Raw genomic sequence first — 16,573 nt, 5'->3', positions numbered from 1 at the left:
TAGGTAAGCACTCAGCACAGTTTCATATTCCTCCGCTGCCAGCCTGGGTTAAGTAAAAAAATGAAAAGCTTCCTCTTTTACTTTGCGGCTTTCCTTCTTTAATGCGTGATTGATTTTGAAAAAAGATTCACCACTAAAACCCCAGCAATAATGAGAGTCAATCCCGCGATCCCGGCGGGGTCCAGTTTCTGGCCATACAAGAGATAGCTGGTGACCGATATCAATACGATGCCAACCCCTGACCAAATGGCATAAGCAATGCCGGTGGGCAAGGCCTTCAATGTCAATGATAAAAAGAAAAAGGCCACCGTATAGCCCAGCACGCAAAGCACGGTTGGCCATAAGCGGGTAAAACTTTCCGAGCTTTTTAAGCTGCTGGTCGCAATGACTTCAGCAATGATTGCAATACCCAAAAACATATACGTTTTAATCATAACCTGTCCTTTAATAATTACTGAAATCGATGTGGTGCTCGTTACAATATGCTAACCTTGCCAGTAGCCACTGGTTCAGATCGGTATTATTGCACAATTTCAATACCGTCATCGCCTTGCGCTTATGCTGACTAACGGTTTTTTCACTTATATTCATATAGTTCGCGATATCTAACGGTTTCTCGCCTAATGAAAAATAATATAGCACCAGATTCTGCTGTATTGAAAGCTTGTCAGAAACAAATTCTCGATGAAGCGAACAGATGCGCATCCGGATAATATTGAAAAGAATATCGTGCAATACGGAACAAGGTGCATCCCGATAGACTTTCGCCCGGAAATACCCATGTTTTTGTTTATTGCCAATCAATATTATTCTCTTGTCGTAGGCCAGATCGATGGGTATTTCATCCCACGAAATATTAGGCGCCCAAAATATAATATCTGCAAGAGGATGCGCATTTTCCATTTTGATAAACATCACATCATGGCGTGTCTTTAGAAAGTAATTTCTGATAATCGCTTTCAGTCCAGCCTTAAAATACTCATTGCTGTCTATAATCATGATTTTATATAGCATATTTCCATGTCCTGTCGGTCTAAAAAATCCTTTTTTCTCACGAAAGTTTGATCAGCACCATGCCGGAGAGGATAAACAGCACGCCAGTCCAGCCCTTTCGATTTAACCGCTGATTAAATAATACACCACCGGCGATAATGGTTGCGATGATGCCAAATCCTCCCCACACCGCATAAGCTACGGAAAGCTCAATCCCTTTCACCGCTTGCGCAAGTGAAGCAAATGCGCATAGCACCGCGGCAAGTGACAAAAGGCCATATTTTCTATTTCTGAAACCATCCGAATATTTCAGCCAAATGTTAGCGACAACTTCAAGCAACACGGCAACAATTAACCAGCCCGCATGGATCCATTCAAATTGTTGCATCACTCACTCCTTTTTTAAGCTTGGTTCCTGATTTAATCAACGCAATGCCGATAATCAACAGGGTCAGACCGGCGACTTTCATTAAGGTCAGTGATTCATCAAATAATCGCACGCTCAATGCCGTAATAATCACAATGCTGATCCCTTCCCATAGCGCATAGGCAACCCCGAGGGCGACCTTCTTTACGGAAAAGGATAACAACACGTAGGATGTGGCAATCATCACTAACATAAAAATAAAACCAATGTTGTTATCATTGACGCTTGACCACTTCATCGATAGCGTGCCAATAACCTCTGTTGCGATTGCAAGACCTAGATAAATCCAATAAATAATCATATTTTATATTGGGACGTAAACTCCCTCCTGATAATTGAGTTGATTTTGAATTACGCTGGCGTTTGACAGGCAGAATGCTATTGAACTATCAATAAGTTTCGGGTTAAATATCACCGTCCCGCTACCGCGATAGGTATCAGGCGCGTTTTTTAGCATGTTGCCCACGTCCCGTTTGTCTACATTGAAATCAATGCTTCCTTTGACTCCTCTGGCAAACGTATCGGTGTGAAAAATATTTTTGCTGGTATCAAATCCGGTATACAGTTCCTGGCGAACCACCGTAGTGCCTGATTGAACGTCTGTAATATTGACGGGCAACGTTAAGAAGGTTTTCACGTGAACCAGCTCCCCCGTTTTGTCGCTGCTTATGGCACACCCTGTTCCGCTTTCATACTCACAGGTCAGATAGACGGTGAAATTGCCTGAACTTGAAAGATTGAAACTGCTCTTACCCGTCAATTGAGGTGTAATCCGCGTAACAACCCATCTCTCACAGGCCGGTCGACCGAGCTGATACCATAGCAACCTTGATTCCCTTCTGGTACGCGCCACAGCCATGCGACTTGCGTAGACCCCACTATCCAGCCAGCACTTTGGTTAGTGCACCCAACCTTAGGGAATAATGAAAACGCCTGGTCTCCGCCTCCCCATTCAGAAATTTTGGAGTTGTTATTCGCCGTGTAATTTCCGCTAAAGGCTTCTATGCGAAATTTTACGGTTTGTTTGTCGGAATTCTTTGAAACCCGCTTAGCCAGAGGTTTCGTCGATGGGGTCCATTCTCATGGAAAAATCCTAGACAGGCCATATATATCGAAAATTATTGCTTCTATAGATTAATATTCTGCCTATGAGAAATAAATTATATCTTCATACCGGTAAATGAGATTGGCGTTTCAAAAGAGGGGATATTGAGGCGATAAAAAGGCTTTATTCGCAATACAAAAAAGGCAGCCCCCCAAATTCGAAGAGTCTGAGAATAAAAGCGACCGTTAAAAGCGATTAAACGTTTAGAGAAGGAGTTAGGGTGAAAAATCCACTGTTCCCCGCAGCCGGAAAAAAGCCCACTATTTCTCCCTCAATCTCCACTAAGGGTGAGTATCTCAGGTGGGGCGTCGGAGAAGGCCTTTTGGGCGTAGCCATCGTCTGCGGGTTCACCCAGCGGATTTGGGCAATTGGCAATGAAATAGCTAATGATCATCACCCCTACAAAAAGCAGTGCGGTTGTCTTATTCATGCTGAAATTACTCAATACCATGGTGAAAGGTGTTGCGATCCCCCAGCGCCTGATGACAGGGTCGGTAGATGAAACCGTTAATAAGTTGGCGTCAGCGTTAGCCAATTCATTTAAAGAGGGTTTTCTCTCGTAATTCGCGAATATCCTGGCAGGTATAGCAGGTCACTGCGCTGGGGATAATTCGACGCCGTTCATCTGAAATAGTCTCTCCGCAATCCTGACAACTTTCCTGACCTGTTTGTGTCAGCATTATCCGGATTGAGATAATTTCGTTACGCTGCGCCAGCGTAATGCATTTTTCAGCCTCATCAGCTAAGTCGGCCACAGGAGCCCCCTTGTTAGTCATGTCCTGAACGTAATAATTATTATCAGGTAGCCCAGGCACCTGCATCAACTCATGCTGTTATGAAGTCTTTGAAGCCTTTGATGTTTTTAAATTTTGAAGTCGGTTTGAGGGTTTTGCCCTGCGGTCTTATCCGTTCTGATGCAATTTACCCATTGATATCTCAGCCGCTTCAGATACATGAGAAAAGCCTGATAAAAAAGTGAACCGGCATCATTAGTGGCGCTTATAATTCTGTGATACTTTGATTTTTTACTGAAATTTCAACCGGGTTGGGTCGAGACACTATGGGCATTAAAACCATTCAGCTTGAGGGTAACGTGGTGTATGCCCCGATCACGCACTCTCTTTATAAGGCCGGAGACAGTGAGAATCAGGTTGCTTTAGCCATCCCTGCCAGCCTGTGCCTGTTAAGTTTGCTGCAGCATAAAGGCGAGATTGTTTCTCATAGCGATCTGCTTTCCTTTGCCTGGGAGGCAAGGGGAATGATGGTTTCACCGAATACGGTTTACCAGAACATGTCGATACTGCGTAAGGCGCTGGAATCGATGGGTGTTTCCAGTGAGATGATAAGAACGGTGCCCAAGCGGGGCTTTATGATACCGGCCGGTTTCCCGGTGGAGTTTGTTTATGAGAATGAAGAGAGCATCAGCCCGGCTGATGAGGTGAACATGGCGATGCCTGCCCCGGTCCTTCATTCTGCCGGGGAAATCACGTCTTTACCCCCCGGCAGCGCAATACCTTCCGCACCGGCTGCCGTTAAGAAGAATCGCAAGCGTCATTATGTCTACTTCGGCATCGCCTGTTGTATGGCGTTTTTGATTACCACGGCTGCGACGCGTTATCTGGGCAACGATACTATCCCTGCCTATATTGCGCCGGACTTTTCACCGTTGGGCAACGTTAAAGACTGCCAGGTGTTCAGGAATTACTCGTCAAGAGACGACGCATTCTTCACCAAATTCATTGCCGATAAGAATGTCGAATGCGGAACGCAGAAATGGTGGTACATCACTAATTACCCACCGTCTGAAGAGGTGTCGATATTACGTTGTTCAAAAGAACTTACCGCGTCAGGCAGCGATAAAACTCCGCTCTGCACCTCCGACTTCTATAGCGAAAACGGTCAACAACAATGAAGAAAATTAACCTACGCACCGTCCTGATGTCGGTGGTGATCCTGCTGTTTGGCTTTGCCGGTTATTCGCTGGGTAAAGAGCAGGTCCGTGCAAACGATGTCTTCTTCTGCACCGCTAATTTCAATACCCATTCAGGCGATGAAATGCTCAGCCTGTCGATTAACTACAACCTGAACCATGGCGATGGCTATATCACCATGAACGGGACTTACTTTAAGGATGGGGTCAAAAAATCTGACATCGATCTGAAAAAGGAGTTTCTTTACACGCAACAGGATGGCGAGTTTACCTTTACGGAAAAACCCAACGGCGTAATGGAAGTGAATGACGGCGATCAGCAGGTGCTGCGAAAATTCCTCTCTGACTTTTACTTCAGCAGGAATGTCGGGACGCATCACGTCAGAATAAAGCAGATCCGGCCGGGCGTGTGGATTTTCACCACCACCCCGACGCCTTATATGATTTGTTCGGAATACTAACTTTTGCCCGCCCGGCCACTCTTTGTTTTGGCCCCCTCGCCATCACATCCGGCTCCATGAACACCAACAAAAAAATGCCCGCCGATCGGTTAACGCGATTGGCGGGCATTCCCTACAGCAGTTTTATTAATCAGGCTGAATATTCAGTCTTTCGATGCCAGAAAAAAACGGTAAACCAGACCACCGATAACACCGCCGATAATTGGCATTAACCAGAACATCCACAGCTGGTCCATTGCCCAGGTGCCCTGGAATATCGCCACTGCGGTACTGCGCGCCGGGTTGACCGAGGTGTTGGTGACCGGAATGCTGATTAAGTGTATCAGCGTCAGCGACAGACCGATGGCAATCGGCGCGAATCCGGCCGGCGCACGCTTGTCAGTTGCACCGTGGATCACAATCAGGAAGATTGCGGTCAGCACGCCTTCACACACCATCGCCGCCATCAGGCTGTAACCACCCGGTGAATGCTCGCCGTAACCGTTAGACGCAAAACCGCTGGCGGTGGCATCAAAACCGGCATGGCCACTGGCAATCACATACAACACGGCGGCGCCAGCGATCCCACCCAGAACCTGCGCAAGGATATACGGCACCACGTCGCGGGCGGCGACACGGCCACCGGCGAACAGGCCCAGCGTCACCGCCGGGTTAAAGTGCCCGCCAGAAACAGGGCCGACCGCAAAGGCCATCACCAATACCGTCAGGCCAAACGCCAGCGCCACACCGGCAAAGCCGATGCCTAATCCCGGAAAACCGGCGGCAAAAATGGCGCTACCACAACCGCCAAACACCAATACAAATGTACCGATAAACTCTGCGGATAATTTCTTAAACATACCGTCACCTGAAACGTTAAGTGGAGTGTAATGCGCAAAGACATTTGAGGATCTTTGCACATCGGGAATTAATGAAGGGAATGAGACGTCATAGTGAGAATAAAATCATCCGAATGGTTTGAATAAATTAACGTCACTTTTCTTAGGGGCAGTTTACGGGCTGAGTTATTCTGTTCAACTCATAAAGTTATCATTTGGCCGGCAGGAAATAGGAAGCCAGTCAGCCTGACGCATTACAAAGCAGTTACACCGCTAATCACATGATATAATTCGATTTATTTTACACACAAAAATGCCTCACCCGCAAAGATGAACAGCGTTTATAACGTTCTGAAGTGAAACATGAGAGTTTTATGAGATGTATTTTCAGGCGAGGATGGATATTGCCTGATGAATTGACTCTTCACCAGACAATAACCCCGGCAGCAGGCGTTGGAATATTCGCCCTGCTGCCGCTTACGACAATAGGTCTCAGTCGTGCCCTCCTCCGCTAATAGCGAAACCGGTGAGGGTCACTGCCGCGCGCTAATTACACCATCACTGCCGGGTGCTGTAATAAGTGGTCAGCCAGCGTATAAGGTGAGTCGTTAACCAGCGTACTTTCGGCCGGGATATGGCTGGCGGAACTGGCCGTGGTGTCCGTGGCCACGCTGGCCGTCACGGGCGATGAACTCACCGTTGCCCCATCATCCTGAGCAACCGTCGGCGCGTAAAACGCCAGTAAATGATCCATATTCAGCGCGGTTTCGTGGGACGCTACGGTGACATTTTCGCTGGCCGAGGCCTGGTTGCCGGCGCTGTCATGTGCCGTCACCTTAATGACATAGTCCCCGTCATCCAGCGGCGCCAGCTGTCCGGCAAGAATGGTCAGCGCCCATTTGCCATCGGCTTTAACCGCCGCGCTGTAGCTTTGATCGCCAAGGGTTAAGGTCACCGTACTGCCCGCATCAAGATGGGTTGAACTGCCCTGCAACAGATGCCAGGTATTGACATCATCCGCACCGATAACGTGATCCGCAAACGCGGTATCCAGCGTCAGCGTCGGTAAATTGTGGGTCGCGACGTCAAAAAAGTCGCTCAGGGTTTGCGTGTCGCTGTTGCCATATTGATCCGAGCGATGGGCACTGGCGGTCACCGGCCCTTCCGCCAGCGCCAGCAGATCGGCGCTCGGTAAGGTGATCATTCCGCCACTGTCCGGCTGGTAGGTTTTGCCGTTGATGTCCAGCGAGGTCACGCCTTCAATATAGAAACTCAAATCCTGCTGTGCTTCCTGATAGTTCAGGATCATGTCACCGCCGATATCCATCTCGTAATAAACCGGCGTCAGCTGGGTGACCACATTCAGCTCTTGCGCCATATCGGTATAGTTATTGGCCCCGTCATGATACCAGGCGTGGATCTCACCATTTTTAATAAATCCGGCCACGTCGGCCGCGGCGATCAGCACCTGCCAGTGTCCCTGAGCATCAATGGTTGCGGCATGCTCGTGACCATCGCTACCTTTCAGGATCAGCGACTGACCCAACGCCACGGCAGACAGTGAGCCGCTCAACAGCAGATCGTGTTGGCTCTCCGCCAGGTTGATCACATTGTCATCCGTGACCTTGTCGAAGTGGATTTCTGGCACGCTGGTCATATGGGTGATTAACGTCAGATCGTGGCTGACGGTGCTGGTTTTGCCATTCGCATCAACCGCGGTCAGGGTCAGACTGTGCAGGCCATCCTGCATTGCCAGCAATTGCTCGGTGGTAAAGTGGCCGGTCCAGCTGCCGTCAGCATTGACTAAAGCGGTGACGGTCGCGGCGCCCAGCGTCAGGGTAACTTTGTTGTGGTTGGCCATATGCGTTGAGGTGCCGCTGATGTCCACGCCATAAATGCTTTCGGCGACGTTGATGGCGTTATCGCCGCTGATGGCGTCCACCGTCAGGGTCGGCTTGATGGTCTTATCAACATACAGGCCAAAATCCACGTTGGTATCGGTGTGGTTGCCGGCTTTATCGGTGATGGTCAGCTTCAGGCTGTAATTGCCGTCGGACAAGCCTTTCAGCACCTCTGGCGGCATCGAGGCGTTCCAGTAACCCCACTTGTTGACGGTACTGGTCCAGCTTTGATCGTTAAAGCTCAGGGTGACGGTCGAACCGGCCTCGCCTTCTGCCCGGCCACGCAGATGAATACGGTGGCTGGCTTCCCAGGCGGCAATCACGCCATCGCTGGCGACCGGTTCATAAGGGCGCAACGGTGCAGGCGCATCGGTATCCACCGTGCTGACCGCCAGGGTATTGATGCCGGGCGCACTCAGGCTGCTGGCCATTTCCGGCGTGAGGGTGGGTACCGCCAGGCGGCTGGATGATGCAGGTTCCGTGGTTTCGGCGGCAGCATAGTTGCTGACCGCATTCTGGAAAACAGACTCCAGACGCAGAGCACGGTAGTCAACGCGTTGGGACATAGGTCACCTCGTTCAGAATTTTGGCGCGCAAGCCATCGCGACACCTGAAGGTGCGGGATGGCGGATGGTTTGTGCGAGCCATACGAGACGGCCCGTTTCCTCTGGCAGGAACGGGTTACCTTAACGGGTAACAATTTTGCAATAGCAAATCCCCTTTTCATTTTGAAAAGAGGAATAAACAGCAAATGATTTTTTTAATCTTGTGCCCTTCGCGGTGGGTCACCGTTTAAGCTGCCCTCACCCTAATCCTTCATTTGATTTATAGATAGTGGCCAAATTCTGAATACTAATCTGCGTATTGATTTAGCTTATGATTATTTCTACCTGTTTATTCTTCACCAACCCCTTTACAGTTTGAATACCGACAGCGCGGTAACGGTTGCCTAATTTCAACCGTCACCGACTCGCCAGCCAAATCACTTTCACATTTAATATCAGTAGATTAATCAATGGTATGGCGTTTGCTAAAACCGTTTAGCGCGAATTAACGATAAGGGATCAGCATGTCGCAAATTGATGCAGCCTGGGGGGCAGGCCCAACGCCTGATTATGAGCAACTGGCGGAACGTTTCAGGCCACTCTTTACCAGAATTCGCGACGGCGCGATTGAACGGGAAATAAACCGTGAATTACCTTTCGAACAGATTCAGTGGTTAAAAGAGAGTGGTTTCACAGCATTGCGCGTACCGCAAGAATATGGCGGCAGCGGTATTTCCTTACCTGAGCTGTTTAATTTGTTAATTGAGCTCGGCGAAGCTGATTCAAATCTGGTCCAGTCGATACGCGGTCATTTGGGGTTTGTCGAAAATGTGCTGAACAGTGATAACCCCCGACGACGCGAAACCTGGTTACCGCGACTGGGCCGCGGTGATATCGTCGGCCCGGCCTGGAGCGAAGCCGGTGACGTGCAGCAGTCGGCGTTTTCGACGCGGCTTGAACAGATTGGCAATCAGTGGCGCATAGATGGCAAAAAGTTCTACACCACCGGCTCGCTCTATTCTGACTGGATTGACGTCGGCATCAGTGATGAGACGGGGAAAACGCTGGCGATCACCGTTTCACGCTCGGCACCCGGTGTGACGGTGGTTGATGACTGGAATGGGTTTGGTCAACGGCTCACCGCCAGCGGCACGTCGGTGTTTAATAACGTGGTGGTGGATGAAAGCGATATCTACGACGAGGATAAATTCAAATACTCCCCGGCATTTTATCAGCTGGTTCACCTCGCGACTCTTGCGGGCCTTGGCCGCCAGCTCAGCCGGGAAGTGGCTGAAAACGTGGCCACCCGCAAACGCACCTACAGCAATGGCAACGCCGCCCGGGCCGCGCAGGATCCGCAGATCCTGGCGGTGGTCGGCAAACTGCGCGGTGCGGCCTATACCAGCGGCGCGATTGTGCTGAAAACGGCCGAGGCGCTGCAGCGGGCCTACGACAGTCGCTATGCCGGCGATGAACCGGCGGAAGTGCAGGCCAACGCCATCGCTGAGATCGAGGTGTCACAATCGCTGAATGTGGTGACCGATCTGCTGCTGAATGCCGCCACCATTTTATTCGATGCGTTAGGCGCATCCGCCACCCTGAATCCGCTGTCGTTAGATCGGTTCTGGCGCAATGCGCGCACCCTCTCCTCCCACAATCCCCGCATCTATAAAGACCGTATCGTCGGCGATTTTGCGGTGAACGGCACCTTGCCGCCGCCGCAATGGCGTATTGGTGTCGCCTCTTAAACGCGTTCAATAATCGGCTGCGACGCTTAGCACTCCGCAGCCGGTTCTGTTAATCCAGCGTCAGCTTTCTCTGTGGATGCGTCGCCGGTAGCTGGCTCTCTTTACCAAAGAGTTTCTCGCGCAGGGTGCCAGGCCGGTATTCTTTGCGCGCCAGTCCGCGCTTTTGTAGCACCGGCACCACATGCTCAACCCATTCATCCCACCAGCCCAGCGTGGTGACCGGCACCACGTTAAAGCCGTCGACACCCGCGTCCGCATACTGCTGCACCTTATCGGCGATTTGTTCCGGCGTGCCGGCAAAACGTCCTGGCAGTAACGCATGTTGCAGCAGGTATTCGCGCCAGGTGAGCACGCGGCCCTGACCGTAATCCGCATCGACCGCAATGCGGAATTTGGATCGCATATGCTGGCTGAACTGCTCCTGACGGCTGAGCTCGGTCAGCGGCGTATCGGGATCGATACTGGATAAATCGATCCCCGAACCGCCGCTGTAAAAGCCCTGCAGGGCATTGATATCAATATTATCGAACAGATGCTGCTGCTTGCGTTTGGCCTCTTCCTCGGTCGAGCCGATCACCGTTGACAGCGACACCAGCTTTTTCAAATCTTCCGCCTGGCGGCCATAGTTAATCAGCTCGCGATTCAGAATAGCGATATCTTTGCGCGCGGTCTCCGGGGTTTGTGACGGCAGGAACGTCACCTCGGCATTGCGCGCTGCAAACCGCCTGCCCGCTTCAGAGTTACCGGCCTGGAAGAACACCGGGCTACGCTGTGGCGAAGGCTCGACAATGTGCGGCCCCTCGACGCGATAGCGTTTGCCGACGTGGTTAATCTTGTGGATTTTATCCGGATCGAAGAAGCGGTTGGTGGCCGGATCGTGCAGTACCGCGCCATTCTCCCAGGAGAGTTCCCACAGCTTATAGGCGACATCGAGATATTCCTGCGCCCATTCATAGCGTTCATCGTGCGGCACGATGTCATTGAAGCCGTAGTTGCGGAACCCGTTCGATAAATAGGAGGTGACGATATTCCAGCCGATACGCCCGCGGGTGAATTCATCCAGCGAGGAGATCTGGCGGGCAAATGAAAACGGATGGGCCTGAATCACGTTGCTGGTGACCACAATCCCCAGATGCTCGGTCACCAGCCCCAGCGCAGACACAATGGTGATCGGGTCCGGCTCGGGAAACTGCGTGCCTGCCCGGATGGTGGTTTTACCGTCGCCAAAGTCGGCATCATACACCCCCACCACATCGGCGATAAACAGCGTATCAAAGCGCCCTTTTTCCAGCGTTTTCACCGTTTTGACGTATTCATCCAGCTGGTTATAGCCGTACTGGACCTGGCCTTCGGTGGTGCGCCAGTAACCATGGCTGTGGTGGTTCGGCGTCAGATGCAAAAAACCGTTATAAATCAGTTCGCGTGACATTATGGCTCCCGTTTTAGTGGTGGGCGAATTCCGCCGCCTGCAGCCGTGGCAACGAGGCGAGTAACTTTTGCGTATAAGGATGGCGCGGACGATAGAAGATCTCGCTGGCGGTGCCCTGTTCCACCGCGACGCCGTTTTGCATTACCAGCACCCGGTCGCTCATATGGTGGATCACCCCGAGATCGTGGGAGATAAACAGGTAGCTCACGCCCAGCTGCTGCTGTAAATCGCTCAGCAAATCGAGGATCTGCGCCTGAATGGTCACATCCAGCGCCGACACCGCTTCGTCGAGCACAATCACCTGCGGTTGGGTGGCAATGGCCCGTGCAATGGCCACGCGCTGGCGCTGGCCACCCGATAACCGAGCCGGCTTTTGCGCCATATGTTCTGGCCCCAGCCCCACCGACGCCAGCAGGCTTAACGCCCGTTGCGTCGCGGTCTGTCCGGGGATCGCCGGCCCGAGGGCAATGGCATCGAGCAGAATCTGTGACACCCGCCAGCGCGGATCAAAAGAGGAAAGCGGATCCTGATAGACCACCGAAATATGGCGGCGAATTGCCCGCTGTTCCCGCGCTGAAGCATGGCTCCAGGGCTGGCCGCGAAACAGGATCTCACCGCTGTCCGGCTGCACTAACGCCAGCGCAATCCGCGACAGGGTGGTTTTGCCCGAGCCGGATTCCCCCACAATGCCGAGCGTTTCGCCGCGCCCGAGGGTAAAGGAGACGTCCGACACCACGCGGTGTCCCTTAAAGCCTTTGACGATATTCCGCGCTTCAAGCAGCCATTCTGCCGACGCATTCGCCGCCGTTGCCGGTTGCGCGACCGCGACCACCCTGTCGCCCGCAGACAGCCGCTGCCCTTTGGTGTGTTCGCTGGGTATGGCGTTGATCAGGCCCTGGGTATAGGCATGCTGCGGGCGTTGCAGGACCTGTTCGACCGTGCCCGATTCCACCAGCGTGCCGCCCTGCATCACCAGAATGTGGTCGGCAATTTTCGCCACCACCGCCAGGTCATGGCTGATCAGAATAATGCTGGTGCCGCGATCCAGCATCTGCCTCAGCACCTCCAGCACCTGCGCCTGCACCGTGACGTCCAGCGCGGTGGTCGGCTCATCAGCAATCAGCACGTCGGGATGCAACGCAATCGCCGAGGCGATCAGCGCGCGTTGACGCAGGCCGCCAGAAAGTTCGTCCGGCCGCTGGCTGGCGCGGAAGGCCGGTTCAGGCACGCCAACCTCTTCGAGCAGCGCCTCGACCTTTTGCGGGCGGGTCGTCCGGTTTCCCCAACCGTGTAACGAAAGCGCTTCGGCAATCTCTTTGCCTACCGGCCGCAGCGGATCCAGTGACACCAGCGCGTCCTGCAGGATGAATCCCACCCTGACCCCGCGCACCTGCTGCCACCAACCGTCACTGCGATCGAGCAGCGTCTCGCCATCAAGCGTGAGGGTCCCGGCCTGCACCTGCAGCTGTTCCCCGGCCAGCCCCACCAGCGATCGCGCGGTGACGCTCTTGCCCGATCCGGACTCGCCGACCAGCGCCACGCACTGGCCCCGTTGCAGGGCGAAACTGACATCCTTCACAATGTGCCGGCGCGGGCTGCCTTCGCCCGCCGTCCAGACGTTGAGTCCCCGGACATCAATGATGGTGTCGGTGACGCCGCGCGGGATGGCCTGACTTTCGTTTTGCTTGCTCATCAGCGCGATTCTCCTTCTGCCCGCTGTTGCAGGTAACGACCAATCTGGGTGAAGGAGAGCGCCACCAGTACGATGGCGATCCCCGGCAGTACTTCCAGCCACCAGGCCACGGTGACGTTGATTTTTCCGGCTTCCAGTAACGCGCCCCACTCTGGCGACGGCGGTACCACACCCAGCCCAAGGAAAGATAACCCGGATGCCCAAACCACCGACTGACCGATGCCCAGCGCCACCAGCGACACCAGCGGGCGAAAGGCATTTGGCGCGATATGCTGTAAAAACAGCCGGTGCCAGGGATGCCCCAACGCCCGCGCGGCCTCGACGTAACCGGACTGCCGCACCTTTAGTGCCTGGGCACGCACCAGCCGTGCATAGCCCGGCGCGGTACCAATCCCTACCGAAATCAGCAGGCTGCTGGCGGAAGGACCCAGCAGCGCCACAAACAGCAACGCCAGTAACAGCGTGGGAAACGCCAGCAGAATTTCCAGCAGGCGGTTAACCGGCCCGGCAATCCAGCGCGGTGCCAGCGCGGCGCTGAACCCGAGGACGATCGCGCCCACCAACGCAATGGCCATCGCTCCCAGCCCGATCGCCAGCGACTGGCGCGTGCCCCAGATGATGCGGCTGTAGAGATCGCGGCCAATATCATCGGTGCCCAGCCAGTGGGCGAAGGACGGGGCTTGCAGCGCATTAAGCAAATCGGTGCTGAACGGGTCATGGGTCGCGAGCAGTGACGGCGATAAGGCGGCGGCGATAAAGAACAGCGCAACCATCAGCGACACTGCGGTGGAAAGCGGTATCACCGTCAGGGCGCGCCGCAAACGCTGACGCGGGACGTGCCCGGCCTTCGCGTCTGAAAAATCGGAAATATGGCTGGTCATCAGTGGCCTCGCAGTCGCGGATCGACGATCAAATAGATCAGGTCGACCGCCAGATTAATAACGATATAGAGAAAGCTGATCAGGATGACGATCCCCGATACCAGCGCGAAATCCTTATTGCTGACCGCATTGACCAGCACGTTGCCGAGGCCGGGACGGGCAAACACCGCCTCCACCAGCACCGCGCCGGAGAGTAAATTGCCGATCGCCCAACCGCTGAGGGTAATCGCCGGGATCAGCGCATGGCGCAGGACGTGATGCAGTTTGACCCTGCGCAGACTCATGCCGCGCGCACGCGCAGACAGCACAAAGGGCTCCTGCATGTTGCGCTCAAACTCTCCCCGCAGGGCGTGGCCAAGAAATCCGGCCAGCGGGATGGCGAGGGTAATCGCCGGCAGTAAGGTGCCGTACAGACTGTCGCCTCCCACCACCGGGAACCAGCGCAGATCGATGGCAAATACAATCAGCAGCAGGATGCCAATCCAGTACTGCGGCAGCCCGGCCATTATCGTCTCCACCGCCGAACCCAATGCCCCCAGCCTGGCGCTGCGCCCCGCCGTCAGCAGCGTCCAGGGAATGGCAATCACCCACGCCAGCAGCAGTGCCGCAATCGCCAGAGTAAAGGTAGGAATCAGCTGTTCGGCAATCACATGCACCACCGGGCGCTGTAGCTCGAACGAAAAGCCAAAATCGCCGTGCACCAGACGCCAGAAGTAGCTCAGGTACTGTTCGGTAATTGGTTTATCGAATCCATACAGCGCGTTGATCGGCGCAAGCTCCGCCGGGGTGCGTTCAATCACCTGCCCTGAGGTGATGTTGAGCAAAATCGTGGCGCGGTCGCCGGGCAGAATCGATAGCACGACAAAGGTCACGGTGATCGTGCCCCACAGCACAAACAGTGCCGAGCCCATCCTCACCAAAATGCGGCGCCACAGGCTGCGGTGTTTAACCGAAGTGTCGCCCGATCCCTGGCTGGCGGTCGGTTGATTCCCCGATGAAATAAGATCGGTCATGGCTTCTCCTGCACGAAGTAGGCGTCGTTGGAATTCAGTAAGCCATTGCCGCTGTCCTGCCAGATGCCCCGGACGTTATTGGCTATTGCGACGTTGTAAGTGAAGTTGTATCCCCCGATGGCAATCGCCTGATCGTCAAACCACTTTTGCAACACATCGAATTTCTGGCGACGAAGGGCAGGATCGGGTTCGCGTTGTGCGTCGAGGATCTGTGACTCAACCTGCGGGTTATTGAAGAAACTGGTGTTATTACCGTTGAACGCGCCGGCAAGCGTCGCGTTATAGACGATGTCGAGAATGTTCGGAGACGGCCAGACCCAGTAACCAAAGCTGATCTCCTTATCCGCCGGTCGCGACTTCGCGCCGGCAAAGCCTTCGGTTTGCGTCAGCGGGATCAGCACCAGTTTGATACCGACCTGCTTAACCTGATCCTGCACCGCCTGCAGCATCAGCGCGCCTTCCTGATCGATAATCGCCTGAATAAAGGGCAGCCTGGCAACCAGCGACTCGCCGTCCTTCACCCGATAGCCTTCGGCATCGCGTCCGGTCCAGCCAGCCTGATCCAGCAGCGCATTGGCTTTGGCAACATTGAGCGAATAACGATTGTCGACGTTAAGATACAGCGGCGTGCTTTTACTCAGGGATCCGTTGCCTTCATACGGCACCGCCCCCTTAAACACCGTTTTGACAATCTGCTGGCGATCCAGCGCATAGGCAAAGGCCTGACGTACCCGCCGATCGGTAAAGGGGCCGCGCTGAACGTTGAATGAAAAGGCCTGTGGCCGGCCGGTGGCCACGTATGACAGGGTTTGATAGTCCCGTTGCAGCGCGTGCCACTGCGCGGAAGGTGGCTGGTAAATCACGTCTGCGCCGCCGCTGACCAGCGCACCCCAGCGGGTGGTGGCATCCGGCACAAATTTCCATTCCAGATGCTTTATATAGGCCGGGCCATTGTGCCGGGCGTTTGGCGGTGCCCAGTGATAATCATCGTTGCGGACAAAGCTGATGCCTTCGCCTCTGACCCATTTTTCCACTTTCCATGGGCCTGTCCCGACCGGTTTCAGGCATTTTTGCTCACTGCTGTTATGCGCAATGGAATCCGGTGACTGGAAACCATAATGCCCATTCGCCAGCACGTTATAAATTTCTGGATTGGGCTCAGATAAATGTAACTCAACGGTATAATCATCGACTTTAGTTAACCCGGTCATATAGGTAAAACCGTGCCAGCCAATACCTTTAGTCCACGCGGAATAATTAGCGACCACCGCAGCGGCATTAAATTTATCGCCATCGGTAAATTTAACGTCTTTGCGTAAATGAAAGGTAATGGTTTTGCGATCCGCTGATTCCGTCCAGTCGGTTGCCAGCCAGGGACGTATTTTACCGTGATCAAAACTGACCAGATAATCGAATACCTGCCGCGACAGATAGGCCTGCTGCACCCATCCACCCCACAGGCACGGCGGCTCCTGCTCGTGCAGGTAAACCAGCGTGCCGCCGTCCTGATTATGCCCTGCCACCCGCGCCGGCGCTGGATCCGCCAGGGCGACAGGCTGCCCCACCAGCAGCAGTATCGCCGCTGCTGCCAGCGGTAATAAGGTTTTATTTATGCGTAAACTGCTCATC

The 16,573-nt window shown here is 53.8% G+C and carries 16 protein-coding genes; 3 read left to right on the top strand and 13 right to left on the bottom strand.

Annotation, left to right across the window (positions count from 1 at the left end; genetic code table 11):
- Positions 1 to 98: 98 nt before the first annotated feature.
- The 6 genes from EBC_RS10700 to EBC_RS10670 form a co-directional block, all read right to left on the bottom strand.
- On the bottom strand, positions 99 to 431 hold the full coding sequence (locus EBC_RS10700; RefSeq protein WP_065762072.1) for an SMR family transporter: 333 nt from the start codon (positions 429 to 431) through the stop codon (positions 99 to 101).
- Between the two features lie 13 nt (positions 432 to 444).
- Positions 445 to 1,014 carry a helix-turn-helix transcriptional regulator gene (locus tag EBC_RS10695; protein WP_013201802.1) on the bottom strand — a complete coding sequence of 190 codons (570 nt, stop codon included), beginning with the start codon at positions 1,012 to 1,014 and terminating at the stop codon, positions 445 to 447.
- A gap of 37 nt (positions 1,015 to 1,051) precedes the next feature.
- The gene (gene mdtI, locus EBC_RS10690) at positions 1,052 to 1,381 is read right to left on the bottom strand and encodes a multidrug/spermidine efflux SMR transporter subunit MdtI (RefSeq protein WP_013201801.1); all 330 of its coding nucleotides are present in this window, start codon (positions 1,379 to 1,381) and stop codon (positions 1,052 to 1,054) included.
- Positions 1,368 to 1,721 carry a multidrug/spermidine efflux SMR transporter subunit MdtJ gene (mdtJ, locus tag EBC_RS10685; protein WP_013201800.1) on the bottom strand — a complete coding sequence of 118 codons (354 nt, stop codon included), beginning with the start codon at positions 1,719 to 1,721 and terminating at the stop codon, positions 1,368 to 1,370. The genes mdtI and mdtJ overlap by 14 nt, the downstream gene beginning before the upstream one ends.
- A gap of 3 nt (positions 1,722 to 1,724) precedes the next feature.
- Complete coding sequence (locus EBC_RS26120) at positions 1,725 to 2,057, bottom strand: hypothetical protein (protein WP_231853688.1); 333 nt, start codon at positions 2,055 to 2,057, stop codon at positions 1,725 to 1,727.
- A gap of 1,004 nt (positions 2,058 to 3,061) precedes the next feature.
- Positions 3,062 to 3,280, bottom strand: a complete 219-nt coding sequence (locus tag EBC_RS10670) for a TraR/DksA C4-type zinc finger protein (protein WP_134823950.1) — start codon at positions 3,278 to 3,280, stop codon at positions 3,062 to 3,064.
- A gap of 305 nt (positions 3,281 to 3,585) precedes the next feature.
- Here EBC_RS10670 and EBC_RS10665 point away from each other — a divergent pair, with 305 nt between their 5' ends.
- Both EBC_RS10665 and EBC_RS10660 read left to right on the top strand, forming a co-directional pair.
- Complete coding sequence (locus tag EBC_RS10665) at positions 3,586 to 4,437, top strand: winged helix-turn-helix domain-containing protein (RefSeq protein WP_013201798.1); 852 nt, start codon at positions 3,586 to 3,588, stop codon at positions 4,435 to 4,437.
- Entirely contained in the window at positions 4,434 to 4,916 is a 483-nt protein-coding gene (locus tag EBC_RS10660) for a hypothetical protein (RefSeq protein ID WP_013201797.1), read from the top strand. Before EBC_RS10665 ends, EBC_RS10660 begins: the two co-directional genes overlap by 4 nt.
- Positions 4,917 to 5,059: 143 nt before the next feature.
- Here the strand turns inward: EBC_RS10660 and aqpZ are convergent, their stop codons facing one another.
- Complete coding sequence (gene aqpZ / locus EBC_RS10655; protein WP_013201796.1) at positions 5,060 to 5,755, bottom strand: aquaporin Z; 696 nt, start codon at positions 5,753 to 5,755, stop codon at positions 5,060 to 5,062.
- A 529-nt stretch (positions 5,756 to 6,284) separates the two neighbouring features.
- A complete protein-coding gene (locus EBC_RS10650) occupies positions 6,285 to 8,201 on the bottom strand; it encodes an Ig-like domain-containing protein (RefSeq protein ID WP_013201795.1) in 1,917 nt (638 codons plus the stop codon).
- Between the two features lie 503 nt (positions 8,202 to 8,704).
- Here EBC_RS10650 and EBC_RS10645 point away from each other — a divergent pair.
- Positions 8,705 to 9,928, top strand: a complete 1,224-nt coding sequence (locus EBC_RS10645) for an acyl-CoA dehydrogenase family protein (RefSeq protein ID WP_013201794.1) — start codon at positions 8,705 to 8,707, stop codon at positions 9,926 to 9,928.
- A 49-nt stretch (positions 9,929 to 9,977) separates the two neighbouring features.
- Here EBC_RS10645 and EBC_RS10640 read toward each other — a convergent pair whose 3' ends face one another.
- The 5 genes from EBC_RS10640 to EBC_RS10620 are packed head-to-tail and all read right to left on the bottom strand — an operon-like array spanning position 9,978 to position 16,572.
- On the bottom strand, positions 9,978 to 11,357 hold the full coding sequence (locus EBC_RS10640; protein WP_013201793.1) for an NtaA/DmoA family FMN-dependent monooxygenase: 1,380 nt from the start codon (positions 11,355 to 11,357) through the stop codon (positions 9,978 to 9,980).
- 13 nt (positions 11,358 to 11,370) lie between these two features.
- The gene (locus EBC_RS10635) at positions 11,371 to 13,050 is read right to left on the bottom strand and encodes a dipeptide ABC transporter ATP-binding protein (RefSeq protein WP_013201792.1); all 1,680 of its coding nucleotides are present in this window, start codon (positions 13,048 to 13,050) and stop codon (positions 11,371 to 11,373) included.
- Positions 13,050 to 13,931: an ABC transporter permease gene (locus tag EBC_RS10630; protein ID WP_013201791.1), complete on the bottom strand. Its 882-nt coding sequence runs from the start codon at positions 13,929 to 13,931 to the stop codon at positions 13,050 to 13,052. Before EBC_RS10630 ends, EBC_RS10635 begins: the two co-directional genes overlap by 1 nt.
- Complete coding sequence (locus tag EBC_RS10625; RefSeq protein ID WP_013201790.1) at positions 13,931 to 14,944, bottom strand: ABC transporter permease; 1,014 nt, start codon at positions 14,942 to 14,944, stop codon at positions 13,931 to 13,933. The genes EBC_RS10630 and EBC_RS10625 overlap by 1 nt, the downstream gene beginning before the upstream one ends.
- On the bottom strand, positions 14,941 to 16,572 hold the full coding sequence (locus EBC_RS10620) for an ABC transporter substrate-binding protein (RefSeq protein WP_013201789.1): 1,632 nt from the start codon (positions 16,570 to 16,572) through the stop codon (positions 14,941 to 14,943). Before EBC_RS10620 ends, EBC_RS10625 begins: the two co-directional genes overlap by 4 nt.
- Position 16,573 lies beyond the last annotated feature (1 nt).

It is taken from the genome of Erwinia billingiae Eb661, from assembly GCF_000196615.1.
Classification (GTDB): Bacteria; Pseudomonadota; Gammaproteobacteria; order Enterobacterales; family Enterobacteriaceae; genus Erwinia; species Erwinia billingiae.
The sequence above is the reverse complement of the archived record's forward strand: the minus strand, read 5'-3'. Positions and strand labels throughout refer to the sequence as shown.